Origin of the sequence: Streptomyces sp. NBC_00637, from assembly GCF_045161545.1 — a bacterium.
Taxonomy (GTDB): Bacteria; Actinomycetota; Actinomycetes; order Streptomycetales; family Streptomycetaceae; genus Streptomyces.
In genome coordinates this window covers 5,923,355-5,941,684 of record NZ_CP109046.1, presented here as the reverse complement: position 1 = coordinate 5,941,684, position 18,330 = coordinate 5,923,355, and the positions used below count along the sequence as shown (strand labels likewise).

15 protein-coding genes, 1 tRNA gene and 1 pseudogene are annotated in these 18,330 nt (G+C 70.1%); 7 read left to right on the top strand and 10 right to left on the bottom strand.

Annotation, left to right across the window (positions count from 1 at the left end; all coding sequences use genetic code 11):
* Positions 1–53 precede the first annotated feature (53 nt).
* Complete coding sequence (locus OG440_RS26055; protein ID WP_406011461.1) at positions 54–1,328, top strand: MFS transporter; 1,275 nt, start codon at positions 54–56, stop codon at positions 1,326–1,328.
* Between the two features lie 132 nt (positions 1,329–1,460).
* On the opposite strand, the gene OG440_RS26050 is transcribed toward OG440_RS26055, so the two are convergent.
* Positions 1,461–1,721: a hypothetical protein gene (locus OG440_RS26050; protein WP_406009200.1), complete on the bottom strand. Its 261-nt coding sequence runs from the start codon at positions 1,719–1,721 to the stop codon at positions 1,461–1,463.
* Positions 1,722–1,910: 189 nt separating this feature from the next.
* On the opposite strand from OG440_RS26050, the gene OG440_RS26045 reads away from it, so the two are divergent.
* A complete protein-coding gene (locus tag OG440_RS26045; RefSeq protein WP_406009199.1) occupies positions 1,911–2,255 on the top strand; it encodes a hypothetical protein in 345 nt (114 codons plus the stop codon).
* Positions 2,256–2,348: 93 nt separating this feature from the next.
* On the opposite strand, the gene OG440_RS26040 is transcribed toward OG440_RS26045, so the two are convergent.
* Positions 2,349–2,423, bottom strand: a tRNA-Val gene (locus OG440_RS26040).
* Positions 2,424–2,582: 159 nt separating this feature from the next.
* On the opposite strand from OG440_RS26040, the gene OG440_RS26035 reads away from it, so the two are divergent.
* The 3 genes and pseudogenes from OG440_RS26035 to OG440_RS26025 all read left to right on the top strand — a co-directional run.
* A complete protein-coding gene (locus OG440_RS26035; RefSeq protein WP_406009198.1) occupies positions 2,583–3,356 on the top strand; it encodes a DUF4097 family beta strand repeat-containing protein in 774 nt (257 codons plus the stop codon).
* Positions 3,357–3,430: 74 nt separating this feature from the next.
* Positions 3,431–4,825, top strand: coding sequence for a hypothetical protein (locus tag OG440_RS26030; RefSeq protein ID WP_406009197.1), 1,395 nt, complete (start codon positions 3,431–3,433; stop codon positions 4,823–4,825).
* A gap of 110 nt (positions 4,826–4,935) precedes the next feature.
* Positions 4,936–5,436: pseudogene (locus tag OG440_RS26025) on the top strand (DUF4383 domain-containing protein); the annotation flags it as partial.
* Between the two features lie 16 nt (positions 5,437–5,452).
* Here the strand turns inward: OG440_RS26025 and OG440_RS26020 are convergent.
* The 3 genes from OG440_RS26020 to OG440_RS26010 all read right to left on the bottom strand — a co-directional run bounded on the left by OG440_RS26020 (position 5,453) and on the right by OG440_RS26010 (position 10,319).
* Positions 5,453–6,625, bottom strand: coding sequence for an amidase domain-containing protein (locus tag OG440_RS26020; RefSeq protein ID WP_406009196.1), 1,173 nt, complete (start codon positions 6,623–6,625; stop codon positions 5,453–5,455).
* A gap of 141 nt (positions 6,626–6,766) precedes the next feature.
* Complete coding sequence (locus OG440_RS26015) at positions 6,767–8,059, bottom strand: hypothetical protein (protein ID WP_406009195.1); 1,293 nt, start codon at positions 8,057–8,059, stop codon at positions 6,767–6,769.
* A 49-nt stretch (positions 8,060–8,108) separates the two neighbouring features.
* On the bottom strand, positions 8,109–10,319 hold the full coding sequence (locus tag OG440_RS26010; protein ID WP_406011460.1) for a transglycosylase domain-containing protein: 2,211 nt from the start codon (positions 10,317–10,319) through the stop codon (positions 8,109–8,111).
* A 283-nt stretch (positions 10,320–10,602) separates the two neighbouring features.
* On the opposite strand from OG440_RS26010, the gene OG440_RS26005 reads away from it, so the two are divergent.
* Positions 10,603–10,818, top strand: coding sequence for a zinc ribbon domain-containing protein (locus OG440_RS26005; protein ID WP_406009194.1), 216 nt, complete (start codon positions 10,603–10,605; stop codon positions 10,816–10,818).
* 18 nt (positions 10,819–10,836) lie between these two features.
* Here the strand turns inward: OG440_RS26005 and OG440_RS26000 are convergent, their stop codons facing one another.
* The 3 genes from OG440_RS26000 to OG440_RS25990 are packed head-to-tail and all read right to left on the bottom strand — an operon-like array spanning position 10,837 to position 15,388.
* On the bottom strand, positions 10,837–11,637 hold the full coding sequence (locus OG440_RS26000; RefSeq protein ID WP_406009193.1) for an HAD family hydrolase: 801 nt from the start codon (positions 11,635–11,637) through the stop codon (positions 10,837–10,839).
* On the bottom strand, positions 11,637–14,186 hold the full coding sequence (locus OG440_RS25995) for a phosphoribosyltransferase (protein WP_406009192.1): 2,550 nt from the start codon (positions 14,184–14,186) through the stop codon (positions 11,637–11,639). The genes OG440_RS26000 and OG440_RS25995 overlap by 1 nt, the downstream gene beginning before the upstream one ends.
* Positions 14,187–14,212: 26 nt before the next feature.
* Positions 14,213–15,388, bottom strand: a complete 1,176-nt coding sequence (locus tag OG440_RS25990) for an HpcH/HpaI aldolase/citrate lyase family protein (RefSeq protein WP_406009191.1) — start codon at positions 15,386–15,388, stop codon at positions 14,213–14,215.
* Between the two features lie 176 nt (positions 15,389–15,564).
* Here OG440_RS25990 and OG440_RS25985 point away from each other — a divergent pair, with 176 nt between their 5' ends.
* Positions 15,565–16,308, top strand: coding sequence for a TerD family protein (locus OG440_RS25985; protein WP_406009190.1), 744 nt, complete (start codon positions 15,565–15,567; stop codon positions 16,306–16,308).
* 31 nt (positions 16,309–16,339) lie between these two features.
* Here OG440_RS25985 and OG440_RS25980 read toward each other — a convergent pair whose 3' ends face one another.
* Both OG440_RS25980 and OG440_RS25975 read right to left on the bottom strand, forming a co-directional pair.
* Positions 16,340–17,077 (bottom strand): Tellurium resistance, encoded by a 738-nt coding sequence (locus OG440_RS25980; RefSeq protein WP_310430533.1) that lies wholly within the window; start codon positions 17,075–17,077, stop codon positions 16,340–16,342.
* A 101-nt stretch (positions 17,078–17,178) separates the two neighbouring features.
* Positions 17,179–18,327, bottom strand: coding sequence for a DUF475 domain-containing protein (locus OG440_RS25975; protein ID WP_406009189.1), 1,149 nt, complete (start codon positions 18,325–18,327; stop codon positions 17,179–17,181).
* Positions 18,328–18,330 lie beyond the last annotated feature (3 nt).

Here is an 18,330-nt window from a genome sequence, read left to right as displayed (position 1 = left end):
GTCCTTCCGCTTCCTCCGCCGCCTCGGGTTCCCATCGGCCTGCCCCCTCGGGTCTGTGGCGGGATCGCGACTTCCGTCGGCTGTGGGTGGGCCAGACGGCATCCCAACTCGGGGAACATTCCAGCCTGTTGGTGTTGCCGCTCATCGCCGTCCTGACCCTCGACGCCGATGCCGGCCGGTTGGGCGTCCTCCGCGCGGTGGGGCAGGCGCCCCTCCTGCTGCTCTCCCTGTTCGTCGGCGCGTGGGTGGACGACTGGCGGACCCGCACGGTGATGGTGCTGACAGACGTCGGCCGGGCCCTGGCACTGGGCGTCGCCGCCGTGGCCGCCCTCTTCGGCCGGCTCGGCCTGCCCGCGCTGCTCGTGGTCGCCTTCGCCGTCGGGGTCCTGTCGGTCTTCTTCGACGTGGCCTACCAGACGTCGCTCGTACGGCTGGTGCGGCGCGATCAGCTGGTGCGGGGCAACAGCGCCCTCGAAGGCAGCCGGTCCGCGGCGCAGATCGGCGGCCCCGCGCTGGGCGGCGCCCTGGTCTCCCTGCTGTCGGCGCCGGTCGCCGCCGCCTCCGGCGCGCTGTTCTTCACGCTGTCGTCCCTGTCGATCCGACGGATCCGCCGGACCGAGTCGGTCCCGGAGCGCCCGGAACGCCCCGCTCGCCTGTGGCGGCGGATCCACGAGGGGCTCCGGTTCGTGGTCGGCGACACCGCGCTGCGGACCGTGTGCCTGGCCTCGGCCGCCTTCCAGTTCTCCTTCGCGGCCATGATGACCGTCTATCTGCTCTTCCTGCCACGGGAGTTGCACCTGTCGGGCACCGCCGTCGGGCTGGCGCTCGCGGCGACGGGGCCGGGCGCGCTGCTGGGCTCGGCGCTGGCCGCCCGCCTGCCGAGCCGGTTCGGTCATGGTGTGGTGCTGGTCTGCGCGGCGGCGCTCGGCGACGGCGCGTTCCTGTGCGTGCCCGCGCTGCACGGCTCCCCCGCCGTGACGGTGCCCGTGCTCCTCGCGGTCGGCTTCGTGTTCGGGACCGGCGGCCAGCTGGTGAACGTCACGGTCATGGCCGTCCGGCAGGCGCTGACGCCGGACGGCATGCAGGGCCGTGCGGCCGCCACGATCACGTTCGTCGGCATGGGACTGACCCCGCTCGGTTCCCTGCTCGGCGGAGTCCTCGCGCAGCAGTGGGGGTTGCGAACCGGCCTCCTGGTGACGGCGGCGGGCATGACCCTGTCCCCGGCACTGATGGCCCTGTCCCCCCTCGCCCACCTGGGCCGAACCCTCCCGGACCGCACGGGCCGAGCCGACAGGAGAAGACGGGCTTCTGGCCCACGGGCGCCGTGATGATCGTCGTCACCGGGGGGGATCGGCATCCGGCGGAGCCGCAGGGCCGAGAAGGGGACGGACGGGCCGGGCAAGCAGCAGGAGCGGGAGCGGACGGTCGCGGCGCGCGCGGATCGGGGCAGGGCATCGGGCTCAGGGCATGCTGGTGAGCGGCCAAGGGTTGGGGGCGTTGCGTCGGACCGCCGCGCGTATGTGGACCATGGCCAGGATGGCGCTCATGTCGGTCTTGCCCTCGGTGAACCGGACGTGGTCCTTGCAGAACCACAGGGCGTTCTCGGGATGTCCCTCGTGATCGAGCGGTGGCCCTATCGCACGGAAGTACACGAGCGTGAACGTCGCGCAGTCGCGGTCGCCGAGGGACGCGTTGCAGATCGCGCACCGCGGGGGCATCACGGTCGGTCAACTCCACTTCGCCGAACGCATCATGATCGCAAGCCTACGTTCGTCCCGGTCACCGGCGCGCCCGTCCCGTGCCGTCTGGAAGTGCCGCGGCTCCCGCACGCGCAACAAACCGAACGTGGGTTCACACGAACACCCCAAAGGAGCTCGCCACTCAAAATCGAACAGGCGTACCATTGCCGGGTGGCTACGACCTATGACTTTCCCAGCGACCTGCGCGCCGGTCAGGAGGAGCTGCATCAGGTCAGGGCCGAGCTGTCGGCCCTGCTGAAGCGGCTTCCCTGGTCGGTCGAGCCCCTGGACGGCTGGAGTGACGAGGCGGGCTGGCGCAAGACCGAACGCCCCGCGTCCCCCGGCTGGACGGCCGACGAGCAGGCCGAGGTGGAGAAGCTCCGGCGGCGGGAGCACGAGCTCGCGGTGTTCGTGTCCTGCCACCGCTTCTGGGCGGAGGTCGCGGCCCCGGACCGGGTGGCGGCCCGGATGAGCCTCAAGCACACCCACGAGACCCCGCCGGGGGACGACGCCTAGGCTCCACGCGGGACCACCCGCCCCCGAGAGCCCCCGGCGCCCAAGACATGCGAAAGGGCCCCCGGAGAATCTCCGGGGGCCCTCCCGCTCACCTGGTGGGCGCGGACGGTTTCGAACCGCCGACATCCTGCTTGTAAGGCAGGCGCTCTACCCCTGAGCTACGCACCCGGGACGAGTCGACAGCCTACATTGCCCGGGGCCGTGCCCCGCAAACCCCTGTCCGGGGGTTAGCCCCACCCCGGTTCCGGGAGTGTGCCGGATCCTCAGGCGGCCGGCGGCTCCCTAGTGTCGTCAGGGCAACGCCAAGTCGCCCAGGGGGAGATCACCATGGCACGTACGTCACTTTCGGCCCGCTCGGTCCTCGTCACCGGGGCCGTCGTGGCCCTGGCCGCGGGCCTGACCGCCTGCGGCGCCTCCGCCGCCGACGACGAGCATCCCGATCACCGGTCCTTCGCCCTCCAGGGCCACACGCTCACCATCGACTCCGACGACTCGGCGCTGGAGATCGTGGCGTCGGACACCGCCGAGGCGGGCAAGGTCGACGTCACCCGCTGGTTCCAGGGGTCGGTCACCATCGGCGAGGAGCCGAAGGTGACCTGGTCGATGAAGGACGACCGGCTGACGTTGCGGCTGCACTGCTCCGGCCTGGTCGCCGACTGTGCCGCCAAGCACCGTATCGAGGTGCCCCGAGGCGTCGCCGTGCGCGCCGAGAGCGACGACGGCGGGGTCCGGGCGCGGGGCTTCGAGGACGCGCTGAGCGTACGCACCCAGGACGGCTCCGTGCGGGTCACCGACTCCAGCGGGCCCCTGGAGCTGCGCAGCGACGACGGTTCCGTCCACGCCGAGGTCTCCTCGCGCACGGTGAACGCGCACACCGAGGACGGCTCGGTCCACCTCACCCTGGCCGCCGTCCCGGACCGGGTGGAGTCGGTCAGCGACGACGGCTCCGTGACGATCACGCTGCCGGAGGCGACCTACAAGGTGACCGCGAAGACCGACGACGGCGGGGTGGACGTGTCCGTGCCGCGCGACGAGTCCAGCGCCCATGTCGTCGACGCGCGCACCGCCGACGGCAAAGTCACCGTCAGGAACGCGAACTAACCGACCCGTGTGTTCGTCTTAAACCGGTGGGAGAATGACACCGGGCAGGGCGGATCACAGCACGGGAGAGGGATGTGACGGCGACACCAGCGCAGCCGTATTCGCCGTTGGTGCCGCGCGTACAGCGCCGCCGTGCACGCCGGGGACCGCATGCCCTGCGCGACACCCTCACCCTCGTCGTCCTCCCCCTCGTGGCCGCCCTCGCGCTGCCCGCCGCCTTCGCCGGCGGCGGCACACGGCGCTGGTTCGGCGGGCGGGCGGAAGGGCAGCGGGCCGAGGCCCAGGCCGCCAAGGACGCGGCGGCGGCCGCCTTCTACGAGCTGGACAGCGCCCAGCGCGACCTGCGGATCTCGATCGAGACGATCAGGGCCGTGGACGACTCGCCGGCCGCCCGGCGCGCCGTCTCGGACTTCGATGCCGTCGGCGGGCGGATCGACGAGGCCAGCCGCCAGTACATCGACGCCGTCGACGCCCATGACCTCGACCGGGACGACCTGGAGGCCTCGGCGGCCTCCCAGGCGCGCACCGAGCTGACCCGCGCCAAGGACGAGCTGGGCCGCGTCAAGCAGGAGCTGGACCGGTTCGCCGACGGGCTCGGCCCGCTGCTCGGCAAGGCCGAGACGCAGCTGGCCCGCCTCGCGCCCGCCGTGGAGCGGGCCCGGCAGGCGCTGCTGGCCGCCTCGAACGCGCTGGACGCCGTACGGGAGAGCGGGTTGCGGGCGGACGACCTCGCGACGCGGCTGGCGGCGCTGGCGCCCGAGCTGACGAAGCTGAACCAGGGCGCCGGGCAGCACGGTGTGCCGCACACCCTGGAGCGGGCGGAACGGGTGGCCCGGGAGGCCGAAGCCGTCCGGGTGGAGGCGCAGCGGCTCCCGGAGCGGGCCGCCGAGATCGATCACCGGCTCGTCTCGCTGCGTACCCGCGCCCAGGCGCTGACGACCCGGTCGGGGCAGGTCGAGCCGATCCTGAGCGAGCTGCGGCGACGGTTCTCGGCCGCCTGCTGGCAGGACCTCCAGCACGTCCCCGACCAGGCCGGGGAGAACGTGCGGCAGGCCGAGGCGAAGCTCGACGAGGCGCGCGCCGCGCGGGACGCGCAGCGCTGGCCGGACGCCACCGCGCTGCTGTCGACGGTGCGTGCCCTGCTGAACGGCACCGACGAGGCGGTCTCGGCCGCCGGTGACCGGCTGACCAGGCTGAACGCCGTGCAGAAGGATCCGCAGGCGGAGATCGACCGGACCCGGTTCGCGATCCGGGACGCCCAGCGGCTGGCGATGGCGGGGCGCAACACGCCCGATCCCCGGCACGCGCGTCCGCTGGACGAGTCGGTGGCCCGGCTGGAGCGGGCGATCGTCACGCTGAAGGGCCGCCATCCCGACTACTGGCACTTCCTGACCGAGACGGAGGCCGTGCGGCAGGCGGTGGCGAACGTGGTGGCCGGTATCCGTGAGGAGCGCGGCACGGGGCACTGACGCCGCCGCTCCACCGCCCCGACGGCCCTGACATTGCCGCAGCCGCCGCGCGGGCGGATATTGAAGGTACGTACGGCCTCCATCGGCGCATCCACCCTCAGGGAGCGGAGATGGCCACACAAGCACTGCACGGCCGGTCCAGGCGGCGGATCAGGTTCGACGAGCACCTGCCGGTCGACCACCGGCTGAACCTGGTCTACCGGATCGGCGCCGGGCTGATGGGCCTGGGTCTGATCGTCTTCGGGATCTTCGGCATCCTCGACAACATCGGCTTCTTCGACACCGGCGGGGACGAGGTGTGGAGCCTCAACACCAACGGGGCGCTCAGCTGGCTGTCGATCGGCGTCGGGCTGCTGCTGCTGGTGGGCATGGTGATCGGCGGGAACTTCGCGTCCACGCTGAACATGACCCTGGGCGCCCTGTTCGTCATCAGCGGCTTCGTGAACATGGGCCTGCTGGAGACGGACTACAACTTCCTGGCCTTCAAGATCCAGAACTGCATGCTCAGCTTCGTGATCGGGATCCTGCTGCTCGTCTTCGGGATGTACGGCAGGGTGGGGTCCGCCCTGCCGCACGACAACCCGTACTGGCGGGCCCGCCATCCCGAGGAGTGACGGGCCGTCCCGATCAGGTGCGGTAGGCGTAGAAGTACGCGGTCGGGTACGACGAGACGAGGCTCGACACCGACCGGCGCAGGGTGTTGTTCGAGTGGTAGGTCACGTACGGCACGCCGCCGCTCTTGGCGGTGACGATCATCGTGTGGTCCTTGGACCCGTCGCGGTCGAAGTCCATCTGGAGGACGTCGCCGACCTCGAGCTGGTAGACGTTGGCGAGCGCGGTCGTCCGCTTGGAGTTCTGGGCGAACCAGGACCACTCGTTGACGCCGACGAACGAGTCGGACTGGATGTCGGCGTTGCCGAACCACTTGGTGTAGTCGTACACGTACCCGGGCACGTGCTTCCAGCCGCCGGCCTTCAGGGACTGGCTGACGAAGTTGGTGCAGTCGCCGCCGGCGCCGTGGCCGTTGTAGTCCGGATAGTCCTTGTTGTAGACGTTCCAGTACTTCTCGGCGTACGTCGCCATCGCCTTGTAGTCGAAGGCGGTGCCGGTCTTCGGCACGGCGACCGGGTTACGGGTGGTCGCCGCGCGGGCGGCGTTCGGCATGGTGTCGTCCGCCGTCGTGGCCGTCTTGACGGACACCGGCTTGGTCAGCGCGTTGACCGCGAGACCGCCCTGGTCGGTGTCGCGGATGTCCGTCAGCTGCCAGTTGCCCTGCCGGTCGGCCTTGAACGTCAGCTCGTGGTGGGCCTCGAAGCCGGTGCTCTTCGGCTCGTTGCCACGGACCTTCTCGTAGGTCAGCGTCGTGCTCTCGGTGACCGCGGCCTTGGCGGTGCGGCCGTTCACCCGGGTGGCGTTCAGGGTGACGGTGGTGCTGGCCTTGCTGTACTTCTCGCCGGCCTTCGCCAGCTTGTCCTTGCGGTCGCCCAGCGTGGACAGGGCGGCGTCCTCGGTGCGGGCCGTGCCGGAGGACAGCTTGACGTCACCGGAGAAACCGTCGGTCAGCGGCTTCGTCCGGTCGCCCTGGCCGCCCGCGACCAGGGCGTCGGTGCGGTCGGTGAAGACCGCGTCCGCGAGCCGCTGGAACGTGGCCTTGGTCCGGGCGTCGACCTTGGGGTCGTCGACGACCGCGGCGCCGGCGGACCAGTTGGGCAGCAGAGCCACTCCGGCGACGACCGAGGTGGCGGCTGCCCCGAGTATCGCGACGCGGCGGCGAGTCGCGCTCAATTTCCTTGACTTCACTGATGTTTCCCCTCTTGCCCCGGCGGAGGGATGCCGGGAAGGGCATCTTTGCATGGCGTGTGCGCCTGTTGTGAAGAGGGGCGCGGTTGAGGTTTGGTTACGTCACGCCCCGCCTCACAGGCCACTTCAGGGCACTTCGGGTCACTTCACGACGGTCGACCAGTCCGGGTTCTGCGCCGGGTCCAGCGAGCGCAGCTGTTCGAGGGTGGCCGGCGTCTGCACGTCCATCCAGTCGGCCAACTCCTGGAAGGACACGCACTTGACGTCCTTCTTGGTGCACACGTTCTCGATGACCTGGTCGACGGACTTCATGTAGATGCCGCCGTTCCACTCCTCGAAGTGGTTGCCGATGAACAGGGGGGCCCGGCTGCCGTAGTACACGCGGTTGAAGCCGGCCATGTAGGCGTCGACGGTCTCCTGCTCCCACGTCGGGTACTGGGCCGCGTCGCCGTCGACCTCGCCGTCGGACTGGTTGTAGAGGAAGTTGAAGTCCATGGACAGGCCCTGGTACTTGCCGCCGTCGTAGGGCAGCAGCTGGAGCGGGAAGTCCCACAGGCCGTTCTTCTTCGTCGGCCAGATCTGGAAGTCACCGGTGGAGCTGGCGTCGTAGCGCCAGCCGTAGCTCTTGGCGGCCTTCAGCAGGTTCGCCTGGCCCTCCAGGCAGGGTGCGCGGCCGCCGACGACCGCCTTCTTGAAGTCGAAGGGCAGCGGGGCGATGTCCTTGTAGCCGGTGTTGGTCTTCCAGTTCTCCACGAAGGAGTAGAACTGGTCGATCTCGCTCTTCCACTCGTCGACGCTCCAGTCGCCGCCGCCCTTGGCGCCGCAGAAGTGGCCGTTGAAGTGGGTGCCGATCTCGTTCCCCTCCTTCCACGCCTCGCCGAGCTGCTCCAGCGTGGTGCGGATGTGTTCGTCGGTGGGGAAGCTGATGGCCGCCGAGCCCTTGGTGTGCTGGGGCGGGGAGTACAGGTCCTTCTTGCTCTTGGGCAGCAGGTAGATGCCGGTGAGGAAGAAGGTCATGTGGGCGTTGTACTCCTCGGCCATCTTCCGGTAGTGCTCGAAGAGGCCGTCGTCGCCCATGAGCGCGCCGTCCCAGGAGAAGACCACGAACTGGGGCGGCTTCTCCCCCGGCTTGAGGGGAACCGCTTTCAGCTGACCCGTCTGCGGCCCGGTGTTCGAGGTGGAGCCGTCCCCCAGGACATGCGTCTTGCCGTCCCACGCCGGTTCCTTGATGGCCCCCGACGACGCCTTCTTGTTATCCCCCGAGGACGCGGTCGGCTCGGTGTTCGTCGTGCTGTTGAGCACCAGGTAGCCGGCCACCAGGGACGCGACGACGAGGAGCGCCGCAAGCGTCAGGAACCCCGGATGCGTGGTGGCGGGGTGGCGCGTTGCGCGCGTTGCCGGAGCCTTGCGGCGGCGGCCCGACGGTGACTTCATGTGCGGATCATTCTCCGGATTTCGGGGGCGCGGGTGCCCGTGTCGGTGGTCAGCCGAGCGGGCTCATGGCACCTGACCAGATGCCGTAGGGAACGCTGTCGTCGGTCGTGCCGGCGATGCCCTTCAGTGGAAGCGGCTGGAGACTCTTGCCGAGGTCGATGCGGTAGACGACGACCGCCGTGGACACGGTCTTGGCGGTGCCGACGTACCAGGCGGCGGTGTCGTCCTGGGTGGTGCCCGCCTTCCCGGCCACCTGACCGAGCGAGCCGGACCGGGCGGCCGACTGCTGCGAGGAGGGCACGTCGTCCGGGTGGGCGGTGCGGAAGGAGTCCGCGAGCGCGGAGTTGACCTCCTCGGCCACGTCCGCGCCGAACGCGCGGTCGACGGCCGGGGTGTCCATGACGAGCTTGGTGCCGTTCTTGGTGATCAGGCGCACCGAGTACGGCTCGGTGTGCTTGCCGCCGGCGGCGAAGGTGGAGTAGCCGCTCGCCATCCGGATCGCGCTGGGCGTGGAGCTGCCCATGGACAGGGCGGGCACCTGCGCCCCGATGCTGGAGGAGAGCAGCCCGGACTTCTCGGCGGTGGTGCGCACCACGTCGAGGCCGGTGTCCATGCCGAGCTGCATGAACGGCGTGTTCACCGACAGTTCCATCGCCCGGTGCAGGGAGATCTGCCCGTACGACTCGCCGTCGTCGTTCTTCGCGGCCACGACCTTGCCGCTGCGGTCCCAGTAGGGCCCCTCGGGTGTCGTCACCGGCACCTTGTCGTCGCCGTCGTACAGCGTCTCGCCGGTGACCGGTGTGGTGTCCCCGTCCCGGGTCTTGTGGATCCCGTTCTCCAGGCCGGCCGCGTAGACGAACGGCAGGAAGGCGCTGCCGGCCGAGACGGTGGTGGCGTTGGACTCGTTGTAGCCCTGCGTACGGTGGTCGGGGCCGCCGTAGACGGCGAGGATGCGCCCGTCGGAGGCCACCGAGGAGGCCCCGTAGTGAGCGGTCTTCGCGGCCTCGGGGTCGTCCTTCAGGGCATCCTTGCGGGCCTTGGCGACGGCGTCGGTGAGCTGGGTCTCGCGCTTCTTGTCGAAGGTCGTGTAGATCTGGTAGCCGCCCAGGTCGAAGTCCTTGTCGGAGATCTTCCCGGCCTTCTTGGCGTACTGGGAGGCGAGTTCCACCAGGTAGTCGCTCTGCTCACCGGTGTCGTACAGCGGGTTGGACTTGAGCGGCTCGGGGAACTTCGTGTACTTGGCGCGCTCGGCCTTCGACAGCTTGCCGATGTCGACCATCCGGTCCAGGGTCCACGACCAGCGCTCCACGGCCCGGGCGCGGTTGGCCGGGTTAAGGGTCGGGTCGTACAGGCCCGCGCCCTTGAGCAGGGAGGCGAGGAAGGCGGCCTCGCTGGCGTTGAGCTCGCCGACGTCCTTGCCGTAGTAGGCCTGGGCGGCGCGCTGGATGCCGTAGGTGCCACGGCCGAACCAGCTGGTGTTGAGGTAGCCCTCGAGGATGTCGTCCTTGCTCATCTGGTTGTCGAGCTTGAGGGCGATCATGGCCTCGGTGAACTTGCGGCTGACCGTCTGGTTCTGGTTCAGGTAGACGTTCTTGACGTACTGCTGGGTGATCGTGGAACCACCCTGGGTGTCGCCCTGGCCGATGGTGCGGAACAGGGCGCGGCTGATGCCCTTGAAGGAGATGCCGGGGTCGCTGTAGAAGCTGGCGTTCTCGGCGGCGAGCACCGCCCAGCGGACGTCCTCCGGGATGTCCTTCAGCGGCATCGCCTGCCGCTGCACCCAGCCGGTGCGGGCCATCGGCGTGCCGTCGGCCCAGAAGTACACGTTGTCCTGCTGGGTGGCGTACGAGTTGATGTTGTCCGGGACGTCGGTGGCGGCGTAGGCGACGACCAGGAGCATGCCGCTCAGGCCTATGGAGGTCAGGAAGCCGCCGAGACACTGCCGCCAGGAGGGTATCCAGCGCCGCCAGTCGGTACGGCCCGGACGGGGGTACTGCGGGCGCAGCTTGCGGGCGTAGGGCGTGACACGAGCCACATAGGGCGCCAGGACGGCCAGGAGCGGGGCGAGCCGGGGACCCAGAACCGAAGATATTCGGGCAAATACAGAAGGACGGGGCGCTTTTCGTCGATTCTTCGACGAACGCTGCTTCTCCCCGTCCTCGTCCTCACCTTCGGACATATCCGGCATGGTCGGTATATCCGATACTCGCAGTTGCATGGTCTCGTCCGCCCGGAAGGACGCAGGCACCTTCAACTGCATGGTCTCGTCCGGTTTTTGGGGCTTCTCCCCCTCCCCCGCCTCGCTCACCACGCGTCTCCCTCCGCACTCCGTATTACTCGCAGGCAGACGTACAGACTGACGAGGGCCTGACATGGTTGCCGTTGACGCGGCCGCACCTTGAACCCTCCCGACCTTGGAGTTCAATGCGGCGCTCTCAAATTACCAGCGCTCTTCGCAAAGTCTCCACAATAGAAATCGACAGAAGTGAACAGAGCCGAAACTGCTGACACCTCGTCCGAGCATAGGGGCTTAGTCTGACGCCATGCCTCGCTACGAGTACCGCTGCCGGACCTGCGGCGACACCTTCGAACTGAGCCGCCCGATGGCACAGTCCGCCGACCCCGCCGACTGCCCCGCCGGCCACGACGACACCGTCAAACTGCTCTCCACGGTGGCCGTGGGCGGGACGCAGTCCGCCCCCGCGCCCGGAACGGGCGGCGGGGGCGGCGGATGCTGCGGCGGCGGTTGCTGCGGCTGACCGCCGCCCGGCGATTTCTCAGGAATTCTTCAGGAACTCCCGCAAAATACGCTCACCGGCCAGCACGCCCCGCTCCGGCAGGGCGGTGATCGCCGGGGCCGTCCAGGCGGCGTCGGCCAGCTCGCCGTGCCCGGGACGCCAGCCCCGGTCGGCCACCATCAGCAGGTCGGCGTCGAGCAGCGAGTCGCCCGCCGCCAGGGTCAGTTCGGCGCCGGTGCGGCGGGCCACCTCGCGCACGGCCGCGCTCTTGGTCAGCGGCTTCGGCACCGCGTAGATCTTGCGGCCCTGGAGGGACACGGTCCAGCCGCGGTTCTCCGCCCAGGCCGCGAGCTCCTTCACCCACTCCTCGGGCAGCAGCTCGCGCTCCACGACGAGATAGGCGAACAGGTCCTCGGCGACCCGCTGCTTGCGCAGCCAGAACGGGTCCGCCGTCTTCGCCAGGTACTCCTCCACCTCCGCGAGCGGCGCGCACTCGTCGGCCAGCCTGGCCTGCACGCTCGCGTGCCAGTCCTGGTCGGTCGCGCCGTCGACCAGCAGATGGCCGCCGTTCGCGCAGATCGCGTACTTCGGCGCCGGGCCCGGCAGGTTGATCCGCTGGTACTGCTTGCGCGTCCGGGTGGTCGTCGGCACGAACACCGCCCGGTCGCCGAGGTCGGTCAGCAGCCGCGCCGCCGTCTCCGTCATGAACGACAGCGGCCTCGCCTCGTGCACCTCCACGCACAGCAGCCGCGGCGCCCGCGCGTCCGGCATGGTCAGCGCCAGGGCCGCCGCCGAGTAGATGAGCGTGCGGTCGAGATCACTCGCCACCAGAACCGGCATCAGACCGTCACCGCCTTGCCGTCGGCACCGGTCGCGCCCCGGGTGAACTGCGGGTGGATCAGCCCCACGCAGGTGTACGGCAGATCGCCGACCTCCTCGACGGGCACCCCTCGCTGTCCGGCGAGCAGCCGTACGTGGTCCAGGTCGGCGCCCGCCCCGGCCCGCGCCAGGATCTTCCACGGCACCCGGCGCAGCAGCACCCGGGTGGTCTCGCCCACCCCGGGCTTGACCAGGTTCACGTCGTGGATGCCGTACTCCTCGCTGATCCGCTCGACGGCCGCCCAGCCCTCCCAGCTCGGCGTGCGGTCACTGGCGAGCAGCTCCTTCACCGCGCCGCCGACCGCGTCCGCGACCTCGGGGAAGCGGGCGGCGACGGCGTCCAGGAAAGCCACCGAGACGTCCGTGCCGGCGAGTTCGCGGTAGAACTTCGCCCCGTGGAAGTCGTCCGGCCCGACCAGGTCGGCCCGCAGCACGGTCCGCGAGATGAGCCCCGAGACGGTCGAGTTGAGGCAGGCGGACGGGATGAGGAAGTCGTCACGGGTGCCGTACGTCCGCACGCACGAGCCCGGGTCGGCCAGCACCGCGATCTCCGCGTCGAAGCCGGCCGCACCGCCGCCCGCCTCGAACTCCTCGATCGCCGCGGCCAGCTCCCGGGTGATCGCGCCCTTGCCGGTCCAGCCGTCGACGAAGACCACGTCACGCGGGTCGTGGTGGGCGGCCAGCCAGCGCAGAGCGTTGGCGTCGATGCCCCGGCCGCGCACGATCGACACGGCGTAGTGCGGCAGGTCGAGGCCGTGCCGGAACTGCGCCCAGCGGCGCATCAGCACGCCGACCGGGGTTCCGGCCCGGGCGAGCGAGACGAGCACGGGCCGGGGGGACCGCTCGGCGATCACCGTCTCGGTGACCACGCCCACGGCCTGCGCGATCCGCGCCGCCGAGGTATCCAGCGCCGCGTGGAACAGCTCCTGGTACTGCTCGCTGGGCTGGTACTCGACGGGCAGCGACTCGGCGTAGTGCGCGCCGCCGCTCTGGATGGCCTCCTCCCGCTCCTCGGTCGGCGCCTCCAGCGTCACGTCCGAGAGGTCCTGGAGCAGCCAGCCGACCTCCTCGGGCGGGTACGAGGAGAAGGCGGGGCCGCGGAGGGGCTCGGGCAGCATGGCGGGTCTCTCTTCCGACAAGGCGGCTGCGTACAGCGGCTCGGGGATGTACGACGGCACGACCGCGAGGACGACGTGCGGGGTGTGCGCGGCGAGCCGGGACAGCAGGCCGTCGGGGGCGTGCAGCTCCCGGGTGTCGGCCGCGGAGTCCACGACCGCGACGACGGCGTCGAAGCCACCGCCCGCGACGTTGTAGGCATAGCGCTCGCCCGGGCCGTCGGCCGGGTCGTCGTGCGCGGGAAAGACGATGCGGCTGCGTATCGCGTAGCCGGGGTCGTCGACCGCGAGGACGGGCGAGCGGGTGGTGGTCGAGTAGCGCACCTCGGCGGCCACCACCTGCTCCAGCTCACGGGCCAGTCTGAGCGGCGCGTACATCAGCTCCTCGAAGCCGAGCACGAGGACGCGCGAGGCGCCCTCGGGTATCGCCTCGGCGAGGCGGGCCGTCATGGCGGGCAGGGCGGTCTCGAGCCGCGCCCGGTGCTGGGGTGTGAACCCGTGCCGACCGCCGTCGGGGAGGCCGCGGGGCCAGTGCAGATCGACGCGGGTGACGTGGCCGGGCCGCGTCCGACGGGTGCGGTCGTCCGCCGGGTGCGGGTCCGTCGGGGCCTGTCGCGCGGTTTCCCGCGCACCCGCGGCCGACCGGTCACCGCTCGCGGCACCCGTGCCCTCGTAGCGGGCGACGAGTTCCTGGCCCTTCTCCAGCACCCCCGCGGGGAGCCGCACCGTCCCCGAGGCGGCCGCGACCAGATCGACGCGGGCGCCGATCTCGCGGGCGAAGTCGTCCAGGCGGCCCGCGTCGGCCGCCGAACGCATGTCGACGAGGGCGACGACGACGTACCGCCGCCTCGGATAGCGCTCGTGCAGGGCCCGGATGGTGTTCAGGACCGTGTTGCCGGTCGAGAACTCGTCGTCGACCAGGACCAGCGGCCCGTCCCCGACCAGCAGCGCCGGGTCCTCGGGCAGCAGCAGGTGCGAGGTCGCGTGCGAGTGGGACTCCTCGAAGCCGCCCGCCTGCGCGACCCCGGCGACCGGGCGGCGGGTGGAGTGCAGGTAGGGGGCGGTGCCGAGGCCGTCGGCGACCGAGTGGCCGAGGCCGGTGGCGGTCTCCGCGTAGCCCAGGACGACCGCCTCGGCCGCCTCCTCGGCGCCGAGCAGGTCACGCACCCGGCGGCCGAGGGCGAAGCCGTGGCCGTGCACCACGGACGGCGCCTGCGGGACGTGCTTGCCCAGGACGTTGGAGACCAGCAGATGCGCCCGCTTGGGGTTGCGGCGCAGGGCCAGCCCCAGCAGACCCGTCAGCGCGTCGTCTCCCACGAGCTCGACACCGAGCCGCTCGGCGACCCACGTCCCGGACCAGATCCCGTCGTCCCCGTTGTTCACTGCGTTGTTCATGCGTCCCTTGTGAGTGAGGTGGTTCTTCAGCCGGGAATACCGGCGGCGAGCAGGTCGACGAAGCTGACGTCCTCGTGCGCGACACCGAAGACCTCGGCGCGGAGCATGGTGCGCTCGGCCCAGGCGCGGTGCGGCTTCACCTCGTTCATCTTGTTCGTGTACTGCGACCGCAGCACACCCCCGCCGCCACGTTCCGGCCGCAGGATGTCCGCCGCGTCGCTGTACTCCTCGTGACTGACGACGGACAGCGCGTGCACGGCCGGCACGTGCGAGGGGTGGATGCAGGTCTTGCCCAGCAGACCGTTGGCGTGATCCAGGGAGATCTCGCGCAGCAGCCCGTCCATCGCGTGCTCGATCAGTTTCTCGCGCAGCTCGACGGCCTGCCCCTCCAGGAAGGGGCTGTGCCGCAACATCGGCTTGAACATGCGCTCGGGAACCCGGAAGTACTCCCACACCGGCCCGGTCACCGTGAACCCGGTGCCGTCGGCCCGGCCCAGCATGTTCACCACGTCGGCGATCACGGAGGCGACGATCTGGACGTCGTAGGCGGTCATGTCGGGCGCTCTGCGCAGCCCGTACGCGGAGCAGAAGTCGGTCACGCCGAGGCGCAGCGCGAGGACCCGGCTGCGGTACTTGTCGACGGCGCGGGCGATGCCCTCCAGGGCGTCCACGCGCGATTCGCGGTACATCAGCTCGGGCGTCTCCAGGACGGGCATGCCGAACAGCCGCCGGCCGCTCGACGTCTCCGCGCCGGCCAGCGCCTCCAGGAAGGGGATGCCCCGCTCCTCGGTGAACTTCGGGAACACGAACCCGCTGAGCAGCTCCACGGTGGCCCCGAGCCGGCGGACCAGGTCGGGGATCTGCTCGGGCGTCCGTACCCGGATGAAAAGCAGCGGCAGCTCCGCTCCCCGCGCGTCCCTGCGCGCCGCCAGGTCGGCGAACTGCCGGACCAGATTCTCCTCGCCCGCCTCGACGTCCTCGTCGCCGATGGAGTCCTCCAGGCACAGCACCATCGACACCACGCCACGCCCGGTCTGCTTGACGATGTCGTCCGCCAGCCGGGGCCGGGTGGCCGGGCTGTACAGCGTGGCGCCCAGGGCCGCGGAGAGCAGCCTGGCCGGGGAGTCCGTGTCGAAGACGACGGGCTCCCGGTAGAAGAGTCGCTGTCGCACCTCAGGGGCGAGGTGACCGAAATGACGCATATATCTCCCCCGTGGCGCAAAGTAAGTCTGTGGATTCGGTATGAGGTGGCCGGTAATAGTACGTAGGGATCCGTGTCAGAGGTTCCCACCCGGCATGAATTTCAGGTAACTCGCGGATGAGACTTGCCGAGTACCCCGCGTTGTCGTGAGCAGGCCCGAGAAGGCAGGATGACCGCATGACGCACGCGATGCTGAAGGGGTCGAACGTCCCGCTGAAAGCCACCACGGTACGCGCCGTGCTGCGCTGGACCCCCGGGCAGGGGGTCCCGGACGTCGACGCCTCCGCGCTGCTCCTCGGCCTCGACGGGCGCGTACGTTCCGACGAGGACTTCGTTTTCTACAACCAGCCCCGGCACCCTTCCGGGAAGGTGTGGCGGCTCGGCAAGAAACGTGTCGCCGAGGGCCTCACGGACACCATCCAGACAGATCTGTCCGGTGTCGAGCCCGGCGTCGGTCAGATTCTGCTGGTCGCTTCGGCGGACGGCGTGACGTTCGACCGCGTACGTTCCCTCACCATCGTGCTGTACGACGCGGCAGCCGACGGCGAGCCGCTGGCCACGTTCGACATCCGCCCCGAGACGGGCGAGGAGACGGCGCTGATCTGCGGCGAGCTGTACCGGCGCGGCGAGGGCTGGAAGTTCCGCGCCCTGGGCGAGGGCTACTCCAACGGCCTCAAGGGCCTGGCCACCGACTTCGGCATCTCGGTGGACGAGTCGGAGGAGGCGTCCACCGCCGCCCCCGAGCCGGCCCCCCGGACCCCGAGCCTCTCGCAGCCCCTGCCGCCCGAGCAGCCGGCCTCGGCCGTCCCGCAGCAGCAGCCGGCGTACGGCTACCCGGCCAGTCTGCCGACGTACGGCTACGGCTATCCGGACGGCTCCTTCCGGCTTCCCCCGCAGGGCCCCCAGTTCGTCGGACGGTGAGCCGTCGCGGGCCGGCGGCGCGGGCCGGACGCTACTTCTCGGCCTTCGTCTTGTAGCCCCGGCCCCACTGCAGGCCCCAGCCGTACAGGCGGTCCAGCTCCGCCTGGAACCCGTACACGAACCGCACCTCACGGCGCACCATGAGCTCGTCCTTCACGTTCTCGATCATCACCACCGCGCAGGACCGGGCCTGCGGGTGCCGCTCGTCGAGGCCTATCTCGATCCGCGGCCCGTTGCTCGGGTAGAGCGTGACGATCGCGTGCGTGCGGTCGAAGGCCGGCGTCTGGTCGTAGATGTAGACGAAGACGAGCAGCCGCTTGATCTGTTCCCGGTGGTCGAGGTTGACGTACATCGTCTCGCCGGACGCGGAGCCGAACCGGTCGTCCCCGCTCAGCTTCACGTAGGGCGCCGCGTTCACGTCCCCCAGCAGACCGCCCAGCGGCTGCACGACCCCCTTCGTCCCGTCGGCCAGCTCGTACAGGCAGCCGAGGTCGAGGTCGACGTTCACCATGCTCTGGCTGTGTCCGACGACCTCCGGCGGCCGCAGCGCCTTGAAGGGGTGCCGCAGCAGGCTCTCCCGCTGTGGTCCGCCGATGTCGGACGTCCGCATCCGCCAGGTCAGGTTGACGCGCAGGTTGCCGGTCGCGGCGCCCTGCCTGGTCAGGGAGACCTGGTGGTGCCGCTTGGTCAGTTCGATCGCGTTGGTGGCCGCGTTGCCCGAGTCGAAGTCGGCGGCCCGGCTGCCCAGGAGCCCGTCGAAGATGCCCATTCCCGCCCCCACGTCCACTGATGAAAACCGGCGGGGCGGCCGGTGGAGGACTCGTCCCTCACCGGCCGCCCCGCTCAGAGCGTTCCTCGCTCGAAAGGTGATCACACCCCGGACGAGACCTCAGTCTTCTCGTCCGAGCCCTGGGCTTTTCCCTCAGCCGCCGCCAATGCCTTGTTGCGGCGGACGGAGGACCAGAAGGACCACGCGATCAGGACGACACCGACGAGGCCGGTGATGACCTCGTTGATCTGGTACTGGATGGTGACCATGAGGATCACCGCGAGGGCGCCGATCGCGTAGTGGGCGCCGTGCTCCAAGTAGACGTAGTCGTCGAGGGTGCCCTGGCGGACCAGGTACACCGTCAGGGAACGGACGTACATCGCGCCGATGCCCAGGCCCAGCGCCATCAGCACGATGTCGTTGGTGATGGCGAAGGCGCCGATCACACCGTCGAAGGAGAAGGACGCGTCCAGGACCTCGAGGTAGAGGAACATGAAGAACGCGGCCTGGCCGGCCAGGACGACGGGCGAGCGCTGCTTGCCCGTGCGCGCCGCCTCTTCCTCCTCCTCGTGCTCGCGCTCCTCCTCTTCCTCGAGTTTGTCCTCGAAGTAGCCGGAGAGCCCGCCGACGACCATGTACGTGATCAGACCGGCGATGCCGGAGATCAGCACCGTCTGTGCCTTGTCCACGTGGGCGCCGCCGTGCTGGTGGGCGTGGGCCGCGAAGGTGAAGGAGGTGATCAGCAGGACGATCAGCGCGATGCAGACCGACAGCATGTCGACCTTGCCGAGCTTGGCCAGGGGCCGCTCGATCCAGCGCAGCCACTGGATGTCACGGTCCTCGAAGATGAAGTCCAGGAAGATCATCAGCAGGAACATGCCACCGAAGGCGGCGATCGACGGGTGGGCGTCGGTGACCAGCTGCTGGTACTGGTCCTTGTCGTTGAGCGCGAGGTCGACGGCGTCGATCGGGCCGATCTTGGCGCTGATGGCGACGATCACGACGGGGAAGACCAGCCGCATGCCGAAGACGGCGATGAGCACGCCGATGGTGAGGAAGATCTTCTGCCAGAAGGCACTCATCTTCTTCAGGATCCCGGCGTTGACCACCGCGTTGTCGAACGACAGCGAGATCTCGAGGATGGAGAGGATCGCGACGATACCGAGGGCCTCCCACCCCCCGTAGAAGACCGCTGCGACCAAGCCGAGCGCGGTGACCGCGAACGACCAGCCGAAGGTTTTCAGAAGCACTGG